Origin of the sequence: Dyadobacter sp. SG02 (genome assembly GCF_900109045.1) — a bacterium.
In the GTDB taxonomy this organism is placed as follows: Bacteria; Bacteroidota; Bacteroidia; order Cytophagales; family Spirosomataceae; genus Dyadobacter.
This window is the reverse complement of the sequence record NZ_FNYL01000002.1, coordinates 310,109-328,880: the sequence shown is the minus strand read 5'-3', so window position 1 is coordinate 328,880 and position 18,772 is coordinate 310,109. Positions and strand designations below refer to the sequence as shown.

Here is an 18,772-nt window from a genome sequence, read left to right as displayed (position 1 = left end):
TTTTCGAAACGAAACAGCTTGCCTATGCATTAAAACTTAACCCATTAAAAAGAAAAAGAGCCGAATGTGTTGAGACCACCTTCGACTCCGATGCCCTCTCTGAACCTGGCCGGGTCCTCATCTGCGAAGATGAACGGGAGGGGTTTTGCCAAAACTTTTCTGAAAACCTTAACAAAACATTCAAAATTAATGAAAAAACCGATACTTCTTCATCCTCTGCTACGACATATTATGAGGATAACCCTACTTCAATCCCTGCTGATCGGTGTGGCCATCACGGTCGGTTTTGCGCGCGAGGTACGCACGCAGGACCTGCTCGACCATTCCATTTCAATCAAGGCCGACAACCAGGAGCTCCGTAAAGTGCTCGACCGGATCGAAGACATTGCGAGCGTCAAATTCGTGTACAGTTCCAACACGATCCAGGCCGAGCGAAAAGTGAGCATTTCGGCGACAGACCGGAAACTCTCCGAGGTGCTGAGCCTGGTGCTGCGCCCGCACAACATCTCCTACCGGCTCGTAGGCGGGCAAATACTGCTGCAATCGGGAAACGCCCCGGGCCCGGACGCGGCCCGAAAAGCGGAAGTAGCGGTAACGGGACGGGTTACCGATGAAAAAGGGGCCGGGCTGCCCGGTGTGAGCGTCGTGGAGAAGGGGAGCCAACGTGGTACGGTGACGGACATTGAAGGCAAGTTTTCGATCGAAGTCGGCGGGGCACAGTCGGTGCTGGTTTTGTCGTTCGTCGGGTACACCTCTCAGGAAATTACGGTAGGTAACCAGAGCGTGATCGACGTTTCGATGAAGGTGGATAGCAAAGCATTGAACGAGGTGGTCGTGATCGGTTACGGTGCATTGAAAAAGGGCGACCTTACCGGCGCCGTGGCCACGATTTCGGCCGATAAACTAAAAAGCAAAGCGTCCGTTTCCTACGGCGAGGCATTGGTGGGCCAGATGGCAGGCGTGCAGGTACAACAAACCAACGGCGCGCCGGGCGGCGAGGGCCTGAGCATCCGCATCCGCGGTACGGGCTCCATTTCAGCCAGCAGCTCGCCGCTGTACGTGGTCGACGGCTACCCGATCGACAGCAGCGCATTCTCGCTCGTGAACAGTTCTGATATTGAGAGCATTCAGGTGCTGAAAGACGCCTCATCGACTGCCATTTACGGTTCGAGAGGTGCCAACGGGGTGGTGATCATTACGACTAAAAAAGGTACTGCCGGTGCGCCGGTCGTTTCGTTCAGTACTTTTTTCGGTATGCAGCAGGTGGCGCGGAAGATCGATATGATGAATACCCGCGAGTATATCGAGTTTTTCAAAGACGGCCACAACCAGGCCTGGCTCGACCGTACGCCTATGCCCGGCGATCCGGCGCATACGATCAACGACAGCAACGAAATGCGGTCCAAATACACCAATTCCAACTTTTACATCATTCCCGAAGCATTCAACGACCCGTCCAAATTCCCGGATATCAACTGGCAGGACGAAATCTTCCGCAATGCTTCCACCCAGAAACACGAACTTTCAGTCAATGGCGGCTCTGAAAAAGTGCGCTACGCCGTTTCGGGAAGTTATACCAATCAGCAGGGTATCCTGATCAACACCGATTTCAAACGCTACAATATCCGGGCGAACATCACGACCAATGTGACCAAAAAACTGGAACTGGGCGTGGCGATCAGCTCCTATTATTCCGAAAACAACGACCTCGCCAATGGCAAGGACAGTCCCCTCGCCTACGCGCTCTACCTCCCGCCTATTTACCCGCTGCGTAATGCGGACGGTACGTACGGCTCGCAGGTGCGCAACCCGGAAATCTGGGCGGGCGACGTAGCCAACCCCGTCAGCATTGCGGAGAATGTGACCAATTTCACGAAAAAGAATGCGGTAATCGGCTCGGTATATGCGGAATACGAAATCATTCCGGGGCTGAAATACCGCGTGAGTCTGAATGCGAACCTTGAAAACCGCCGGTTGAAATACTACCAGCCATCTTTCGTGGATACCGACGGCTCCCGTGCGCCACGCATTGCCAATGCACGCAGCGAAACCTGGCTGGGCGGTAACTGGCTGAACGAGCACACATTAACCTGGTCCAAAACCCTCGCCGAAAAGCATAATTTCAACCTCCTGGCAGGTTATACCGCTCAGAAATCGTTCGGCGAATACAACCAGCTCCGCGCCCAGAACTTCCCGAACGACGCCGTGCGCACATTGAGCGCGGGGCAGATCGTGGGCGGTACCAGCACCGAATACCGCAACTCGCTGATCTCTTACCTCAGCCGCCTTACTTATTCTTACGACGACAAATACCTGTTCTCGGCCAGTATCCGCCGCGACGGCTCTTCCCGCTTCGGTTCGGAAAACAAATGGGGTACTTTCCCCTCGGCATCGGTGGGCTGGCGCGTGAGCAACGAGGCATTCATGCAGAATGTGAGCCAGATTTCAGACCTCAAAATCCGCGGAAGCTGGGGCTTGGTAGGGAATAACAAGATCGGCAATTACGACGCCATCGCGCGGACCGGCGTGAATTACTATCCGCTGAACAACACATTGGTGAATGCGGTGAACCCTTTGAATTATCCTAACCCTTTCCTGGGCTGGGAGAAAACCATGCAGTGGAACCTGGGGCTCGAACTCGGCCTCTTCCGCGACCGTGTACGCCTGGAAGCTGATTTTTATAACAGTAAGTCGGTGGATTTGCTCCTCGATGTGCCTGTACCGACCATTAGCGGCTATGCTACCCAGCTGCAAAACATCGGAAAAGTACAGAACAAAGGGATGGAATACCTCGTCCGTACCCGCAACACCGTGGGCGCATTCAAATGGTCGACGGACTTCAACATTTCCTTTAACCGGAACAAAGTCCTGGCCCTCGGCCCGGATGCGAGGCCGATCTACGCAGGCGCGCCGAATGCGAACAACACGTTCATTACCACCGTGGGCCAGCCCATTGCCACGTATTTCGGCTACCAATATGACGGTGTTTTCAAAAATCAGGCGGAGCTCGACGCCGCGCCTCACCTCGTGAACGACCGCCCAGGCGATCCACGCTATATCGACGTGAACAAGGACGGCCAGATCACCGCCGCCGACAAAACCTTCCTCGGCAGTAACCAGCCCAAGTTTATCTACGGCTTTGGAAATGACTTTTCTTACAAACGCTTCGATCTGAATGTGCAGCTTACCGGCTCGCAGGGCGCTAAATTGTTCAGCTTTTTCAACCGGATGATCGGTATTTACCACGGCGACCGCAATGGCCGCGCGAAACTGAAAGACCGCTGGCGGTCGGAAGAAGATCCGGGTTCAGGCGACATTCTCCGTGCCAACCGCGACCCGAAAGGTTTACAGAAAGAGCCTTCCAGCTACTGGGTGGAGAACGGTTCGTTCCTCCGTATACGCAACGTGTCGCTCGGATACACTTTCGACAGCGAAATGCTGCAAAAGATCAAAGTCCGCTCGCTGCGCTTGTATGTGACGGGCCAGAACCTGTACACGTTCACGAAATACCCCGGCTTCGACCCTGAAACCAGCAGCGAGGGCAACGGCCTGTCGCGCGGCGGCGATTACCTGGGCTATCCGGCCGCACGGACCGTGATTGCGGGGCTTAATATTACATTCTGATCATTTTCCGGTAAAATTCAATTTTATGAAAAGATATATTTTAGCAGCCTTTCTGATCTCAGCCTCGTTGTCGTGCAAAGAAAGCTTTATCGACCTGCAACCGATATCGGATATGAATGCGGGTAATTTTTACAAAACCGAGCAGGATATGAACCAGGCCGTGATGTCGCCCTACTCCTCCCTGCGCGACCTTTATAATCAGCTTTACATTTACACGGGTGAAATCCGTTCCGACAATACGACATTCTCCTGGGTACCCGGCAGCTCGAAGGATATGACCTCGATCGACAACTTCGGCGATGTGCTGCTTTCGGACAACCAGAATATCCTCAACCTCTGGAACCGCAGCTATGTCACCATCCTGCGCAGCAATATCGTACTCGATAAGATCGACGCTGTGACATTCCGCGACGAGAAGCTGAAAAACCAGTACAAAGCCGAGGCCCGGTTCCTGCGCGGACTCGTGTATTTCTGGCTCGTAAGGATCTACGGCGATGTACCGAAGGTCGATAAGCAGATTTCCGTGCAGGAAGCTTACACGATGGGCCGTACATCTACGGAAGAGATTTACAACTTCATTGTCGAAGACCTGAAATTCGCAGAAGCTAATCTGCCCGCTACCTATGCCTCCGCCGATCGCGGGCGTGTGACCATGGGCGGGGCCAAGGGCTTGCTGGCCAAAGTTTATATGTTCATGGCCGGTTATCCTCTTAAAAAAGGCGCTTCGCATTATGCATTGGCCGAGGCGAAAGCCCTGGAAGTGATCAACGACCCGCAGTATTCGTTGCTGTCGGATTACAGGGCGGTTTTTGATGTAAAGAATGAAAACAGTGCGGAATCGCTTTTTGAAGTACAATACAAAAAAGGCGGCCCGGCACCGATCGTGACCGGCAGCCCGTGGAGCAATGATTTCGCGCCACGGTTTTCAAATAAAGAAGTGATCTCGGTGGGCGACAAATCGGGTTTCAATGCACCCAGCCCGTCGATGTCGGCCGCTTACGAAAAAGGCGATCCGCGTAAAGCCATTTCCATGGCCGATGGCTACGTGTCCGATCCCGGCGGGCAGCAGATCAACGAGAAGTATGTCAAAAAGTATTACGACGTATCGTTCTCCGTTGCGCCCGATAACGACAACAACTGGCCCGAGCTGCGCCTGGCGGACATTTACCTGCTCTATTCCGAAGCGCTCGTGCGCCAGGGCAAACAGCAGTCCACAGCCCTCCTCTACCTGAACAAAATCCGGCAACGCGCCCGCAACAGCGCAGGCGCCGCGGCAGGTGCATTGCCCGATTACCCGGCATTCGCCTCCGACGCCGATTTCCTGCTCGCGATCGAAAAAGAGCGCCGCGTGGAGCTCGCATTCGAAAACCACCGCTGGTTCGACCTCGTGCGTACCGAGCGCGCGAAGGCCGTGATGAGCCAGGAGCAAAAAGAACAGAACGGTTTCAACCCGGCCACATGGAGCGACAATATGCTGCTCTTCCCGATCCCGTTGCAGGTGATCCAGTCTAATCCTGAAAAAATTAAACAAAACCCCGGTTACTAATGTCAATACAATCCAAAATGCTACGCGTGCTGGCGGGCGGAATGCTGGCCTGGATGCTCGTCCCGGCCGCCTTCGCCCAGAAGGATAACACGCTCACTCCGAAAGAAAAGAAAGAAGGCTGGGTACTGCTGTTCGACGGCACGTCCACCAAAGGCTGGGCAACCGCCGGCGGCAAACCCGTACCGGCCGGTTGGGAAGTCAAAAACGGCACGCTCTCCACCAAAAAGGATGGAAAAGGCGGCGACATCGTCAGCGACGGCGAGTTCTCCGATTTCGACCTCAAAGCCGATTTCAACATTGCGCCGGAAGGCAACAGCGGCCTCAAATATTTTTTCACCAAATACGAACAGGGCGGTAACCTCGGCTTCGAATACCAGATCCTGGACGACAAACTGGCCGAGGACAACAAAAAGGCCAACCACCTTACCGGCTCTTTCTACGACGTGATGCAGCCCGACGAATCCATAAAGAAAGTGAATGCGCCCGGCCAATGGAATACCCTGCGCATTGTAGCCAAAGGCAAAAACGTGCAGCATTACCTCAACGGCATTAAAATCCTCGAATTTACCCGCAGCGGAAAGGTATATACCGACACCGTGGCACTTAGTAAATTCAATAAGGCAGTGCCCGCATTCGGATCGGTGGAGAAAGGCCATATCCTGTTGCAGGAGCACGGGGCCGAGGTTTCATTCAAAAACATTAAAATCAAAGCATTATAAGTCATGGCTAACAGACGTGAATTTTTGAAAACAACCGCAGCAGGCTCGCTGGGCCTTGCTATCGGCGGTACGGCTATGGGTTTCAGTGCGAAAAGCTATAACCGCATCATCGGCGCCAACGACCTCATCCGCGTGGCTACCATCGGTGTCAACAGCCGTGGCAGGAGCATGAGCGGCACATTCGCCGGCCAAAAGAATGCCGAAGTCGGCATCGTGTGTGACGTGGACGAGCGCGCGATCCCGAAAGCCATTCAGGCCGTAATGGATGCCAAGCAAAAACTGACCCCAAAATCCGAAAAGGATCTCCGTAAGGTGCTTGAAGATAAATCCATCGACGCTATATATACCGCTACCCCCGACCACTGGCACGCCCCGCTGACGATTATGGGCTGCCAGGCGGGCAAGCACGTGTATGTTGAGAAGCCCTTGAGCCACAACCCGCGCGAGGGCGAGCTCGCGATCGAGGCCGCACGCAAGTACAAGCGCGTCGTGCAAATGGGTGCGCAGCGCAGGTCGGCACCCGTGCTCACGGAGGGTATCAAGCAGCTGCACCAGGGCATTATCGGGCGCGTGTATTTAGCTAAAACATGGTATACCAATAAACGAAAGGCTACTTATCTCAAACCGGGCACCGTTCCTTCGTGGCTCGACTACGAGCTGTGGCAGGGCCCGGCACCGCGTATGCCTTACAAAGAAGGCCTGATCCACTACGACTGGCACTGGTTCTGGCACTGGGGTACCGGGGAGGCACTCAACAACGGCACGCATGAGGTGGATGTGGCGCGCTGGGGATTGGGAGTAGACTTCCCCACCCGTGTCAGCTCGGTGGGCGGACGCTACGAGTTCAAGGACGATTGGGAAACACCCGACACCCAGGTGATTGCCATGGATTACCCCGGCCGCGTTTCGCTGATCTGGGAATCGAGGAGTTCCAATGGCCGCAAGATCGAAGGCCAGGACCGCGGGATCATTTTCTATGGCGAAAACGGCAGCCTCGACACCGGCGGCGACAGCTACAAAGTATACGACCTCGACGGCAAACTCATCAAGGAAGTGAATTCCCCGACCGAAGAGGCCGGAATGCAGGGCCGTAACCTGGCCAGCCCGAGCCTCGGTATGGACAACCTCCACGTGGCCGATTTCCTCGACGCGATCCGCAACAACCGCAAACCGAACTGCGACGTGGAGCTGGGTTTCAAGAGCGTCGTAGCGATGCAACTCGGCAATATCGCCTGGCGCGTAGGCCGCGACCTGAAAATCGACCCTAAAAACGGGCACATTATCGGGGATAAAGAAGCGGAAAAACTCTGGTCACGCGAGTACGCGAAAGGCTGGGACCCTGTGGTATAGCCCCCCGTGCCCCCTGCGAAATGTTGTTTGGCAGGGGGCTTTTTCTCAATGCGTGCCGGGCCGGGCTTCGCAGTTTATTTTGTCGTTTTTTTCCAAAGTTCTTCCCATCGAATACACTTTTCTTTGCACCAGATCCAATGACGAATGCAAGCTTAGTGATCAATTCCATGGAAAAAATATTGTGCTCCACTTACAAAATCCGGTTTCAGGATTGCGATCCGTTCAACCACTTGAACAATGCCAGCTACATCAACTATTTTCTGAATGCGCGGGAAGACCATTTGCAGGATCGTTACCAATTCGATGTATTTGAGCGCGTGAAAACGGATGGTGAGGCATGGGTTGTAGTTTCTAATCAGATTTGCTACCTCAGTTCCGCATACGCAATCGAAAAAGTACTTATCGAATCCCAGCTGATCGCCTTCACCGGCAAAAGTCTCAGGGTCGAAATGCGTATGTGGAATAACACCAGGGACAAACTGAAAGCGGTATTATGGACCGATTTTTTGTACATTAATATCCGGACGCAAAAAACGATCCATCATCCCGAAGCGCTGGCGAAGCTGTTGGGAGATATGCTGTTGCCGGTAGAACAAACCGTTTTCGAGGAGCGCCGCAATTACTTCATGCGACGAACCGGCGTTTAAGGACGGATCAGGAAAAAGGAAGAGATTGGAGGATATGTTAACGGATAGTCAGGGTGAGCACATTCAGATATATTGAAATCCCTCCGGCCGCGCACCTGAGGGATTTTATCGATACCTACTGGATAATGGAAACCGGCGCATTGTACCAGCCACGCGAAGTCAGGCTGTATGCCGACGGTACGACGGATCTTTTCGTCAATATGGGCAGCAATAAGCCTTTGCTGAACAACAAGCCCTTACTCCCGGGCACCATTTATTTTGGCGGTACCATGACGGCGTCCAGCGTTATCCGGCGGATGCCGGACAGCTTCATGATCGGCATCCGCTTCAAGCCTGGTGGTTTTGCTTTCTTTTACAAACTACCACTGCAAGAGCTTGCCGATGAAATTATAGAATTCCCGGACCATTTTCTCTCCGACCTGCTGGATATGGACGACCTTGTAACCGATCGCCTGGATATCTTTTTTACCGGAAAAATCAAAAACACGCGTAACCTGCTCGATTTGGCAAAAACCGTAGAAAATCACAAAGGAATAATTACAGTAGACCACCTGGCCGAACATCACCATTTGAGCAACAGAACATTAGAAAGACTTTTCAATGAACATATGGGAATCAGTCCAAAAGAGTTCATCAAAGTCACCCGTTTCCAACAAGTCCTGAAAAGGATCCGCAGAAAAGACTTTGATGAAAGCTTTTCGCAACTCGCCTTCGAAACGGGCTACTATGACCACGCGCACCTGACTAACGAGGTAAAGCGGTATTCCGGATTGAGCCCTACCGCCCTGGCATCTTTATATCGACCCTATTAAAAACGGGTAAGTCTGCGAGATTTGGCAGGTTTATGAAATAACAATGCTCAGAAAACAGCTGACCGTCAAAGGATATCATGATGTAAAGATTCCTCCAACATCGGATGTCTTTTCGGGATCAGATTCGCCTTACCAAGCTGGTGGCTCACCGACCATGCAAATGCCGCGAAGAAAACGATCGAAAATCCAATTTCGAGCGGCCCGAAACCCGCCCCGCCCCCTACTGTTCCGGGCATAATGTTGGTATAGAATTCGACATAATGCCCAACGATGACGCTCCATGAAGCCACTTTCAGGATCGAATGCGTGGATTTTGCGTCGCGGGGCATCAGGATCAGAAAAGGGAATACGAAATTGAGCACCATACTGATGAAAAAAGGCGCTTTAAAGACGCCGCCGTGCCCGCCAAAGCGCTCAATAAAATAGATGACCTCTTCCGGCTGGTTTGAGTAGTAAATCAACAGATATTGGCAAAACCAGAGGTAGGTCCAGAAGATACTCCATGCGAACAGCATTTTGCCCAAATCCCGCAAATGACTGGCATTGACTACCCTCAGGTACCCCCTCTCGCGCAGCATAACGACGATCAGCGTTATTACCGCAATACCGGAAACATGCCAACCTGCAAGTGTATACCAACCAAACATCGTACTGAACCAATGCGCGTCGATTGACAGAATGAAATCCCAGGCCGACGTGGAAGAAGTGATCGCAAACACGACGACGAATGCCGTTCCCACACGAACGGATCTATCGTAAAGCGCGGTCCCGCCGAGCTGATCTTCTTCCAGGGAATACTGTCGGATTTTTCTCCACATCCAATACCAGACGACAAAGTAAAATACCATTCTGGCGAGAAAAAACGGCGTATTGAGATACCCCTGTTTCCCCGCCAGCACCTTGTCGTACGCGGGGCTTCCTGCGACATACACTTCATGGTGCGTCCAGTGGAAAAGGTCGTGACCTCCCATTAAAAAGACGCCCAGCATGACAAGTCCGGTTACCGGAAGAAAACCCGGTAAACTTTCCGCCACACGTTTGATGACGACCGACCACCCGGCCTTTGACAGGTAATCGTAAGAAACGACAAACATTCCCGTCGCCGAAATTCCGGTTAAGTACATGGCGTTGAGCCATATATTAGCCCATATACGCGTTATCCAGCTTACGTTGTGATGGTTGTCCGGTGCGTGACTGTTCGCAGCTATGTAAATGCCACAAGTGATTAACAGAACGCCGATAGATAGGGCGATGAGCAGTTTTTGTTTTGCTTTTCGCGTGAAAATAAACCGCTCCTCGATAGAAGGCAGTGCATTGGATGAAATCATTATGTAGATATTGTTTGAAATTTTCGGGACGCTATTCGCTACTTATCTTTTCGTAAGGAGGTGATGCTCTGGCCGGTCACATTCTTAAAAAAATGACTAAAATGCCCTGCATCTTCGAATCCCAGCGCATGGGCAATTTCCTTCGAAGATTTGTCTGTGTAGAGTATGAGCTTTTTCGCTTCGAGGATTATCCGGTCATGGATAATCCGGAGCGGTGCCCTCTGCCCGGAGCGGGCAAACAGATTGGATATCGTTTTGGGAGATTTGTGGAGTTCAGCCGCGTAAAACTGCACTTCGTGTTCTTCTTTGAAATGCTTCTCGACAAGAATATTATATTGTCTGATCAGGTGAAATCGCGTATCCGGCAATTGGTTGGCATACTGTTTCTTCCCGAGGCGTGTTGCTATGATGATGAGACGTTTGAGCAGTAAACGGAGCATATCCGTTTGGATTCCGTCGTTTGTTTTCAGCTCTTCTATGAAAATGCGCCTCAGCAGTTCAATTTTGTCCCACCGTTCCTCGTCCAGCATGATGAACAAGTTCCCGAATGACCCGAAAAACAGGAACCCCGCGCACCCCACTTCGCTGTCGTGGTCGATGATGCAATAAAAATCGCGGTTATACTGCCATGCGATAATTTCACCCGAATGCTCGAACGCAAACGACTCATGGGAAAACAACGGAAGGATACTCCGCGAAGGAAATGGGTAGGCGATTCCATCAATAGTCGCTGTCTGGCTTTCTCCCCGGTTTATACAAAGGGTAAAGTATCTCCTGGCCTGTTTTCTGGTCTGCTGAAAATCAGGCTCGTCCTGAACGAAAACAACCTGCCCGCCCGTCCTGGAATCTGAGTGTTTCAAAATCATCTCAATCAAGTCGTTTAATTACGGTGCGAACTTAGAAATGCCGACATCAACAGTAAATGAAGATTTTCCCCTAAAAATGGAAGAAACTTCCTTCCGACCATGAATTCCTCCCGTTGCTCTCGGATAACACGGTGTTTTTAACTAATCCTGCGAATACCACCGGGCCTTGTATACGTGCATACCCGGGAATGCGAATACGCGCGCGGGCTCGTGGAATTTGACGTGGAATGTCCACCAGCTCTCTTCGGGAATGGTATAAATGTACTGCCCCGAAGCGTCGCGGCCAAGGCTCTTGATGTTTTCGGCATCGGGGAAGCCGGTAATTTTTTTAAACTGACCGTCCGCGATATCGAACAGCCAGGAACCGTGGTGCTCGGTGACAAACAAGTTGCCGGTATCGCCCGCAGGCTGCAATTCGTGGCCACCGATGCCGGGGATTTTCCAGCTTGCCACCATGCGAAGGCTGCTTTTCGAATCGACCTTATATTCACGGAGCACGTCGTAACCCAATGCGAACAGGCTTTTGCGTTTTTCATTCCAAACCAGGCCGTGTGCGGAATAGAGACTGTCCGTCCACAATACCTTCCCGGGTTGACTGAGGCTGAAAAGCATGATTTTATTACCTGTTTTGTTCGTCGATGCGGCAGCCGCCACCAGGTCTCCGGGAAGCAATGCGATGGAATGCGAATTGGGCACGGCAGCATGGAAAAGCACTTTTTTGTCCTGCACATTCACAATGGCGATGGCCCCGCCGGACGAGGAGACGAGCAATTGCTTGCCGCCGCGGATGGATTTGCAATCATCCATCGTGTTGAACATTTTGGTACGGAACTGCTCGGGCAGGTCCATGGCCTCATGGGCGTCCCATTGCCACACCACGGCAGGAATGCTGTCTTTGGACTGGTTATAATCCACCATCAGCACCTTGCTGTCGCCGCATACCAGGAACTGCTTTTTAGATTGGGCGAATGCCGGGTTCAGCATGAACAGTAAAAGTGTCGGCCATGCAAGCTTCCGGGCGGTTCTGAAATGTTTCATAAGGGATTTTGGATTAGTATTAAAATAAAAACAGCCGGAAAAGCTACTGCATTTCCGGCCTTTGTGAAGATTAATAACCCGCATTCTGATCGAGCGCCGGGTTGCGGTCGCGCTGCACGTCGGGGATCGGCCACCAGTAATCGCGGGCCGGGTTGAACGTCCGCGTCATGATCGTCTTGTTGTCGTAAGTCAGGATCGGTGCATTGAGCACTTTCTCGGCCGTTTTCCAGCGACGGATGTCATTGTAATAAAAACCTTCCTGCGCCAGCTCGATGCGGCGTTCGAGGCGGATAATGTCGCGGAGCTCCGCCTGGGTTTTGCCGCTGGCGATCACCGGCATTCCGGCGCGGGTGCGGATACGGTTCACGGCCTCATACACCGACGCGTCCGGCCCGGAAGCCTCGTTCTGCGCTTCGGCGTACATGAGCAGCACATCGGCGAAGCGGATCACCATGTAGTTGATCTCCGAGCGGTCGCCCTGGATATTGTTGCTGTTGGCCTCCTTGTCGTAAACGGTGTATTTCTTGGTGCCATAACCCGTCACGACGAAGCGTGCAGGCGTCACGAGCTCGCCCTGGAAAGTATCGCCGGGGTACACGATCGTCTGGTACATACGCGGGTCACGGTTTTCATAAGGTTTTGCCGGATCGTACAATGGCGAAGTCGCGATCGGCAGGCCGTCCTTCATCTGGTAGACGTCGATCAGGTCGCGCACGGGGGCATTGGTGTTGTACTGTCGACCGATCAGGTCGAACGAGCTGCCCTGCTGCGGCGTAATATACTGCACATCGAAAATCGATTCCACGCTATTGTCGTTTTGTGGCAGGAAAAGCTTGCGGTAATCCGCAAACAATCCGTAACCGGTACCGGCGAGGTCCATGACCGCTTTGGCGGCGTCCGCGGCCTGTTTCCATTTGGCCTTATCGCCCGAAGCGTTGTTCAGCGGACTGGCTTCGAAGAGCAACACGCGGGCTTTCAATGCGAGGGCAGCGCCTTTGGTAGCCCGGCCCACGTCCCCGGCCACGGTATATTTCACCGGTAATATGGCTGCGGCGGCATCGAGGTCTTTCAAAACCTGCGCCACCACTTCGTCGCGCGTATTACGCGGGAGCGACGCCTGTGCGGCGGGATCGGGCTCGTCGAGGATCAGGGGAACGCCGCCGTAATACATTTCAAGATTGGTATAAAAAAGCGCACGGAGGAACATTGCTTCGGCTTTCATACGGCCCTTCGTAGCCTCGGCCATCTGAATGGGGTCGATACGCGCCAGCAAGGTATTGCAACGGCCGATGGCACGGTAGCTGTCGTCCCAGCGGGACGTAATAATGGCAGAGTTCGTGGCCGTTTGCGTCCCGGAAGCGATCACGTTCCATCCGCCGGAGTTGTCGTAATTGTAGGCATTAGGCGTCGCGGTTTCCTCCCACAAAGGCGTTGCCGTACCTCCGAACGCGCCCGCCGTGCGCAAAACCGAGTAGCAGCCATTCAGGCCCATCATCGCATTGGACTCGGAGGTCCAGAAGGTTTCCTGCGAATAGCGGTCGTTGGGTTGCGTATCGAGGATACTGTTGCCGCAGCCGGCCAGCAGCAGCATACCCAATGCAATGCAGAGTATATTTTTCAGGGTTTTCATAGGCATATCAGAATGAAGCGCTCAGACCAAAACTCAGTGTTTTCAGCAAGGGATAATCGTACAGGGTATCCTGCTTGATATTCCGCTCGGGATCGGAGTCTTTGTACTTCGAGAAAGTGAAAAAGTTTTGAAGGTTAAAGAACAGGTTCAGCTTGCTGACTTTCGCCTTGCTAAGCCACTGATCGGGGAATGCGTAGCTCAGCTGCACGTTCTGCACGCGGAGGTAGGAAGCGTCGCGGAGCCAGAAAGTCGAATTCTGGTAGTTTTCCGAAGCGCCCTGCGGCGTGGTCAGGATCGGCAGGCGGGCACCGGTGTTCTGCGGCGTCCAGGAGTCGGTCGCCCATTCCCTGGTCAGGCCGGCACCATTGTTCACCGGATAAGCCAGGTTAGCCGTCGGGTAAATGCTGATACCCTGCACGCCCTGCAAGAAGGTGTTCAGGCTGAGGCGTTTGTACGACAAGTTGACCACGAAGCTGTAAGTCCATTTCGGGATAGACGAACCGGTTACCACGCGGTCGTCGCCATTGATCTTACCGTCGCCATTCACGTCTTTGTATTTCAAATAGCCCGGCTTCACGGCGCTACTCACGGTCGCGCTGTTTTTGACCTCTTCCTGTGTCTGGTAAATGCCGTCGGCCTGGTAGAGGTAATAGGCGTCGATCGGCGCGCCTTCTTTGAGGATACGGCGGTCGCTGATCACCGTTTCGCCGCGCAGGTCTTTCACTTCGTTTTTCACATAGCTTCCACTCGCCCGCAGCTCGTAGCGGAAATGGCCGATGCGGTTGCGGTGGCTGAGCGAGAGCTCGAAACCGCTGTTGTCGACAGCTCCGATATTACGCTGCGGCCCGCCCAATGCGCCTACCTGCGACGGGATAGCTACCTGGCGGAGAATGCCGGTGGTCTGGCGGCGAAACAGGTCGAGTTCCGCGCCGAGTTTCCCGTTCCAGCCTTCGAAATCGATCCCGGCATTGTAGTTGGTCGTTGTTTCCCAGGTAATGCCGGGGTCGTTGTAGGTGGTCGTGGCCGCACCCGGCTGGATTACCCCGCCGAAGGAATAGTCGCCGCCCAGGGCCACTACATTGAGGTAGCTGTACAACGGCACCGCCTGGTTACCCAGCTTACCCCATGAAGCCCGCAGTTTCAGTAAATTGACGAATCGTGCCTGAAAGAAACGCTCCTGATCGATACGCCAGCCTCCGGAAATCCCAGGGAAAAGCCCCCAGCGCTTACCCGAGGCGAAGCGCGAGGAGCCGTCGTAACGCAGCACCGCTTCGAGCAGGTATTTCTCTTTAAATGCATAATTGACCCTGCCGAAATACGACGCCAGCCTGTCGCGCGTGACGTTGCCTGCCACAGCGGGGTTCAGCGATCCCGAACCAATGTCGGTCAACGTGCTGCCCGGCGTGCTTTCGATGCTCGAACTGAACCGCCCGCGGTCAAAATCATTGTAGCTCTGCCCTATCATCGCCGAAAGGGTATGGTGCTGCGCGAGGGTCTGCTCCCAGGAAAGCGTCTGATAGAATGTCAGGTTGACGGCGTTCGCACTGGAATTGTAGGCAACCGGGTTCCCGTAGGTCATGGCCGCGAGCGTAAGCGGATCGTAAGTATTCACACGCGAGTTGAACCTTCTTTCCAGGCTGTCGAGTTTGTCGAAACCGAAGTTGATATTGTATTTCAAATTGTGGGGCAGCTGATATTCCGCGTAAAGTTTGGCGAGTAGGCGCTGCACACCATATTTGCGATCGCCTTCCTTGATGAGCTTCATCGGGTTTTCAATGGAATTACGCCCCGGCGTGCGGAACACCACATTCCCGTAGCGGCCATCCTCCACATAAGGCGTAAAAATGGGCAGCACGCGCATTAATGAACCGAAATACGAAGAAGTCCCGTCGACAGGCTCCTGTGAGGTGCGGTAATTGCCGATGAGGTTCGCCCCTACCCGCAGGTTTTTCGTGACTTTGGCCGAGAGGTTGAGGTCCAGCGAATAGCGGTCGGCCTTGTCGTTGGCAATGAGCACGCCTTGCTGGTTCATATAGCCCAGCGCGAGGCTGTAAGTGAGCCTGTCCGATCCGCCCGAGAACTGCAAATGGTGCTGATTGAGTTTACCATCGCGCGTCACGAGGTCAAACCAGTTGATATTCGGGTAGGCATATGGGTTGGTAGCCATGCCCTTCTGGTACTGGTCGATCTGCGCGTCGGAGTAATCCACGACGGTTTTACCCTCGTTGCGCAATGCCTGGTTTTTCAGCTGCATATACTGAATAGGGTCCCACACGACGTCGGGCATGCGGGTAGGGCTTTGGAAACCGAATGAAAAATTGTAGTTGATCTGCGTCTTGCCCTCCTTGCCCGCCTTAGTGGTAATGAGTATTACGCCGTTGGCCGCACGCGAGCCGTAAATGGCCGCGGAAGCGTCTTTCAACACGGTAATTGTTTCGATGTCATTGGGGTTGACCATGTTCATATCGTACTCCACGCCGTTCACCAGCACAAGCGGGTTGCTGTTGTTGGTCGTACCGACACCCCGGATACGAATCGTCGCATTGTCTGCCCCCGGTTTGGAACCCGACTGGTTTACCCAAAGTCCCGATAAACCGTGCAGTGCCTGGCTGGTGTTGGTCACCGGCGTGTTTTCCTTTACACTCATATCGAGGGTCGATAATGCGCCCGTCAGGTTGACCTTCTTTTGCGTACCATAACCTACTACCACCACTTCGTTGAGCGCCTGGTTGTTTTCATTCAAAACCACATCCACTACCGAGCGGTCATTTATCGGAACTTCCCGGGTATCGTAGCCGATGAAGGAAAAAGTGAGGGTACCGTTGCCATTGGGAATCGTGAGCGAGAAAAGGCCGTCCGCATTGGTGGAGGTACCCGTATTGGTCCCTTTCAAAACGACGTTCACGCCGGGAATGGGCTCGCCGCCTTTGCCGGTTACCTTTCCCGAAACCGCGAAAACGGTTGAGGCAATGTCGGTGACAATGTTACGGTGGTTTTCCATCGACACCGAGTCGAGGCGGATGCGCATGCGTTTGTACAGCAATATCTGCCGGCCGGTAATTTTGTAGCCGATGTCGGTATTGCGGAAAATCTCGTCGAGCGCACGCGGGACGGATACGCCTTTGATGTTCACGTTTACTTTCTCGGAAACGTTTACGCGGGCGTGGTTGTAGATGAAACGGTACTGGCTCTGCTCCTCGACCTGTTTCAGGAGGTCTTTGATCGCAATGCTGTTTTTAAGGATGGATATTTGCGGCTGCGTACTTCCCGGACCAGCCTGGACCTGGAAAAGCGAACCGAAAAATAGGAACACGAATGTCAACATGGACCGGTGTAACGGGTTTAACAGGGGTTTGAGTCCCGGAAGTAATGGGCAAAAGCTCCCCTGCTCGCTCGGGTGTCGAGTTTTTTTCATACTTTCAAAAGTTTTTTAGATAAAACATCTCAAGAAAGCGATCGCCACTCCCGGCATCGCTTTTAACGCCCGGAGTGTTCGCTGCACTTCAGGCGTTTTTTCTTTCGGGTCGTCAGTTTTTCATAAGTGGGTCCTGGGTTGCTTAATTGGCACAGATATTTCCATTGATATACACATCATTACCCTTGATGCGATAGGTGACATTATGTGAAACGGCAATGAGGTCGAAGATCTCCGCCAGCCCTTCCTGCTCGAAATCCGCCGTAAAAAGGCAACTCAGGCCCTGGCGGTCGGCGATATGGACTTTCACCTCGAACCTGTTTTCCAGCCTTGTGAGTACTTCGGTAAAAGGTACCGCATCGAACACCATGCTCTCGCGCTCGCGCGTGGCGAGGTCCAGTGCCTTGATCTCCCGCGCATCCGCGACGGAGCTGACAGTCACCGTCCTGGCCTCCCGTGAATAGGTTGCGCGCTGGTTCGGGGCAAGGATCACCGGCCCGGGCCCGGGTGCGAGGTTTTTCTCGATCATTACTTTTCCCTTCACCAGCGTGGCCTCAGCCGTCTTGTCGGACGGATAGGATTTCACATTGAATGTCGTACCCAACACCTTGATCCTGAGATCGGCCGTATGCACGACGAAAGGTTTGGAAGCGTCGTGGGCGACGTCGAAAAATGCCTCGCCATCCAGATAGACGTCCCGCGTACCGCTTTCGAAGTTTTTGAGGTATTTCAATGTACTGCCTGCCTTCACCCACACCTCGGAGCTATCGGGCAGCATTACTTTCGACAACTGATTTTGTTTCGTGGCCAATACGACATATGCGCTTTCGGCAGGCCTGCGCTGCTTCCACCAGACGCCGCCCGCCACCAGCAACGCCAGGAACACCGCCGCTACCACGCTCACCCGGCGCAACGGCCAAAGACGTGATGGCTGCGGAAGGGTTGTTTTGTCACTGTATTTGGAAACACCAGGTAATATGCCTCGGAGATCGCTTTCAATGCGGGAAGCCGTAGCCGGTTCGTTTTCCAGCTCCATTTCAATGTCACGCTCCCTCGGGGCGAAGGAGTGGTACCATGTTTCCAGCTCGGCAAGCTCTTCGTCCGTGCAGGTCCCGTGTTGTTGTTTTTCAAGTAAAAAAGCCAGTCGTTGCCTGTTCACCTTTGTGCCTTGTTTATTCCAAGACTAAGCCGAACGGCGGATGTACCGGGTGGATTTGAAAAAAAATTTCAGGTATTGCGATACTGGTCGATGCGGTCCCGGATCCGCCGCAGGGCGTGGCTGATCTGGTTACGGACGGTCTGGTGGGAAAGTTCCAGCTGCCGGGCGATCTCGACGCCGGATAAATGCTGTTCACGGCTCAGCAGGTAGATTTTCCGCATCTGCTCGGGCATGTACGCGATCTCCTTTTCGATCAGCAGCGCGAGCTCTTCGAAACCCAGGGAATGCTGGTCGGGCTCTTCGTGGTATTGCGTTTCGTGGGTGTAGGCAACGAGGTGTCTCTGGTCGGTCATCCGAGCACGGAACAGCGTATAAACCTTGTGTTTGACACAGGTATGCAGGTAACCGGCGACCGACAGGGGAAGGGTCAGGCTGTCTCGTTTTGTCCAGATCGTCATGAAAACGTCCTGTACGCAATCCTTGGCATCCGCCTCGTTTTCCAGGCGCGCACAGGCCTTCACATAGAGCTGTTGCCAGTACCGCTCAAAAAGCTCGGCAAAGGCGGCGAGATTGCCTTCGCTGATGATCAATCCGAAAATTTGGCTGTCCGAGGCGTTTTTCACGGCTTTCGACCAAGT

At 53.5% G+C, this 18,772-nt stretch carries 13 protein-coding genes; 6 read left to right on the top strand and 7 right to left on the bottom strand.

Annotated features, from left to right (window positions below; all coding sequences use genetic code 11):
* Positions 1-231 precede the first annotated feature (231 nt).
* The 6 genes from BMW93_RS05040 to BMW93_RS05015 all read left to right on the top strand — a co-directional run bounded on the left by BMW93_RS05040 (position 232) and on the right by BMW93_RS05015 (position 8,698).
* Positions 232-3,624 carry a TonB-dependent receptor gene (locus BMW93_RS05040; protein WP_090374499.1) on the top strand — a complete coding sequence of 1,131 codons (3,393 nt, stop codon included), beginning with the start codon at positions 232-234 and terminating at the stop codon, positions 3,622-3,624.
* 25 nt (positions 3,625-3,649) lie between these two features.
* A complete protein-coding gene (locus tag BMW93_RS05035) occupies positions 3,650-5,170 on the top strand; it encodes a RagB/SusD family nutrient uptake outer membrane protein (RefSeq protein WP_090374113.1) in 1,521 nt (506 codons plus the stop codon).
* Positions 5,170-5,889, top strand: coding sequence for a DUF1080 domain-containing protein (locus BMW93_RS05030; RefSeq protein WP_090374112.1), 720 nt, complete (start codon positions 5,170-5,172; stop codon positions 5,887-5,889). Before BMW93_RS05035 ends, BMW93_RS05030 begins: the two co-directional genes overlap by 1 nt.
* A 3-nt stretch (positions 5,890-5,892) precedes the next feature.
* On the top strand, positions 5,893-7,239 hold the full coding sequence (locus BMW93_RS05025) for a Gfo/Idh/MocA family oxidoreductase (protein WP_090374111.1): 1,347 nt from the start codon (positions 5,893-5,895) through the stop codon (positions 7,237-7,239).
* Positions 7,240-7,406: 167 nt separating this feature from the next.
* The gene (locus tag BMW93_RS05020; RefSeq protein ID WP_090374498.1) at positions 7,407-7,886 is read left to right on the top strand and encodes a thioesterase family protein; all 480 of its coding nucleotides are present in this window, start codon (positions 7,407-7,409) and stop codon (positions 7,884-7,886) included.
* Between the two features lie 53 nt (positions 7,887-7,939).
* Complete coding sequence (locus BMW93_RS05015) at positions 7,940-8,698, top strand: helix-turn-helix transcriptional regulator (RefSeq protein ID WP_090374110.1); 759 nt, start codon at positions 7,940-7,942, stop codon at positions 8,696-8,698.
* A 65-nt stretch (positions 8,699-8,763) separates the two neighbouring features.
* Here the strand turns inward: BMW93_RS05015 and BMW93_RS05010 are convergent, their stop codons facing one another.
* The 7 genes from BMW93_RS05010 to BMW93_RS04980 form a co-directional block, all read right to left on the bottom strand.
* Positions 8,764-10,026 carry a quinol:cytochrome C oxidoreductase gene (locus BMW93_RS05010; RefSeq protein ID WP_090374109.1) on the bottom strand — a complete coding sequence of 421 codons (1,263 nt, stop codon included), beginning with the start codon at positions 10,024-10,026 and terminating at the stop codon, positions 8,764-8,766.
* 38 nt (positions 10,027-10,064) lie between these two features.
* Positions 10,065-10,892, bottom strand: a complete 828-nt coding sequence (locus tag BMW93_RS05005; RefSeq protein WP_090374108.1) for a helix-turn-helix domain-containing protein — start codon at positions 10,890-10,892, stop codon at positions 10,065-10,067.
* Between the two features lie 141 nt (positions 10,893-11,033).
* On the bottom strand, positions 11,034-11,930 hold the full coding sequence (locus BMW93_RS05000) for a DUF6528 family protein (RefSeq protein WP_090374107.1): 897 nt from the start codon (positions 11,928-11,930) through the stop codon (positions 11,034-11,036).
* A 70-nt stretch (positions 11,931-12,000) separates the two neighbouring features.
* Entirely contained in the window at positions 12,001-13,560 is a 1,560-nt protein-coding gene (locus tag BMW93_RS04995) for a RagB/SusD family nutrient uptake outer membrane protein (RefSeq protein ID WP_229240212.1), read from the bottom strand.
* A gap of 7 nt (positions 13,561-13,567) precedes the next feature.
* Positions 13,568-16,975 carry a TonB-dependent receptor gene (locus BMW93_RS04990; RefSeq protein WP_090374106.1) on the bottom strand — a complete coding sequence of 1,136 codons (3,408 nt, stop codon included), beginning with the start codon at positions 16,973-16,975 and terminating at the stop codon, positions 13,568-13,570.
* Positions 16,976-17,117: 142 nt separating this feature from the next.
* Positions 17,118-18,134 carry a FecR family protein gene (locus BMW93_RS04985; protein WP_090374105.1) on the bottom strand — a complete coding sequence of 339 codons (1,017 nt, stop codon included), beginning with the start codon at positions 18,132-18,134 and terminating at the stop codon, positions 17,118-17,120.
* Positions 18,135-18,202: 68 nt separating this feature from the next.
* Positions 18,203-18,757, bottom strand: coding sequence for a sigma-70 family RNA polymerase sigma factor (locus BMW93_RS04980; protein ID WP_090374104.1), 555 nt, complete (start codon positions 18,755-18,757; stop codon positions 18,203-18,205).
* Positions 18,758-18,772 lie beyond the last annotated feature (15 nt).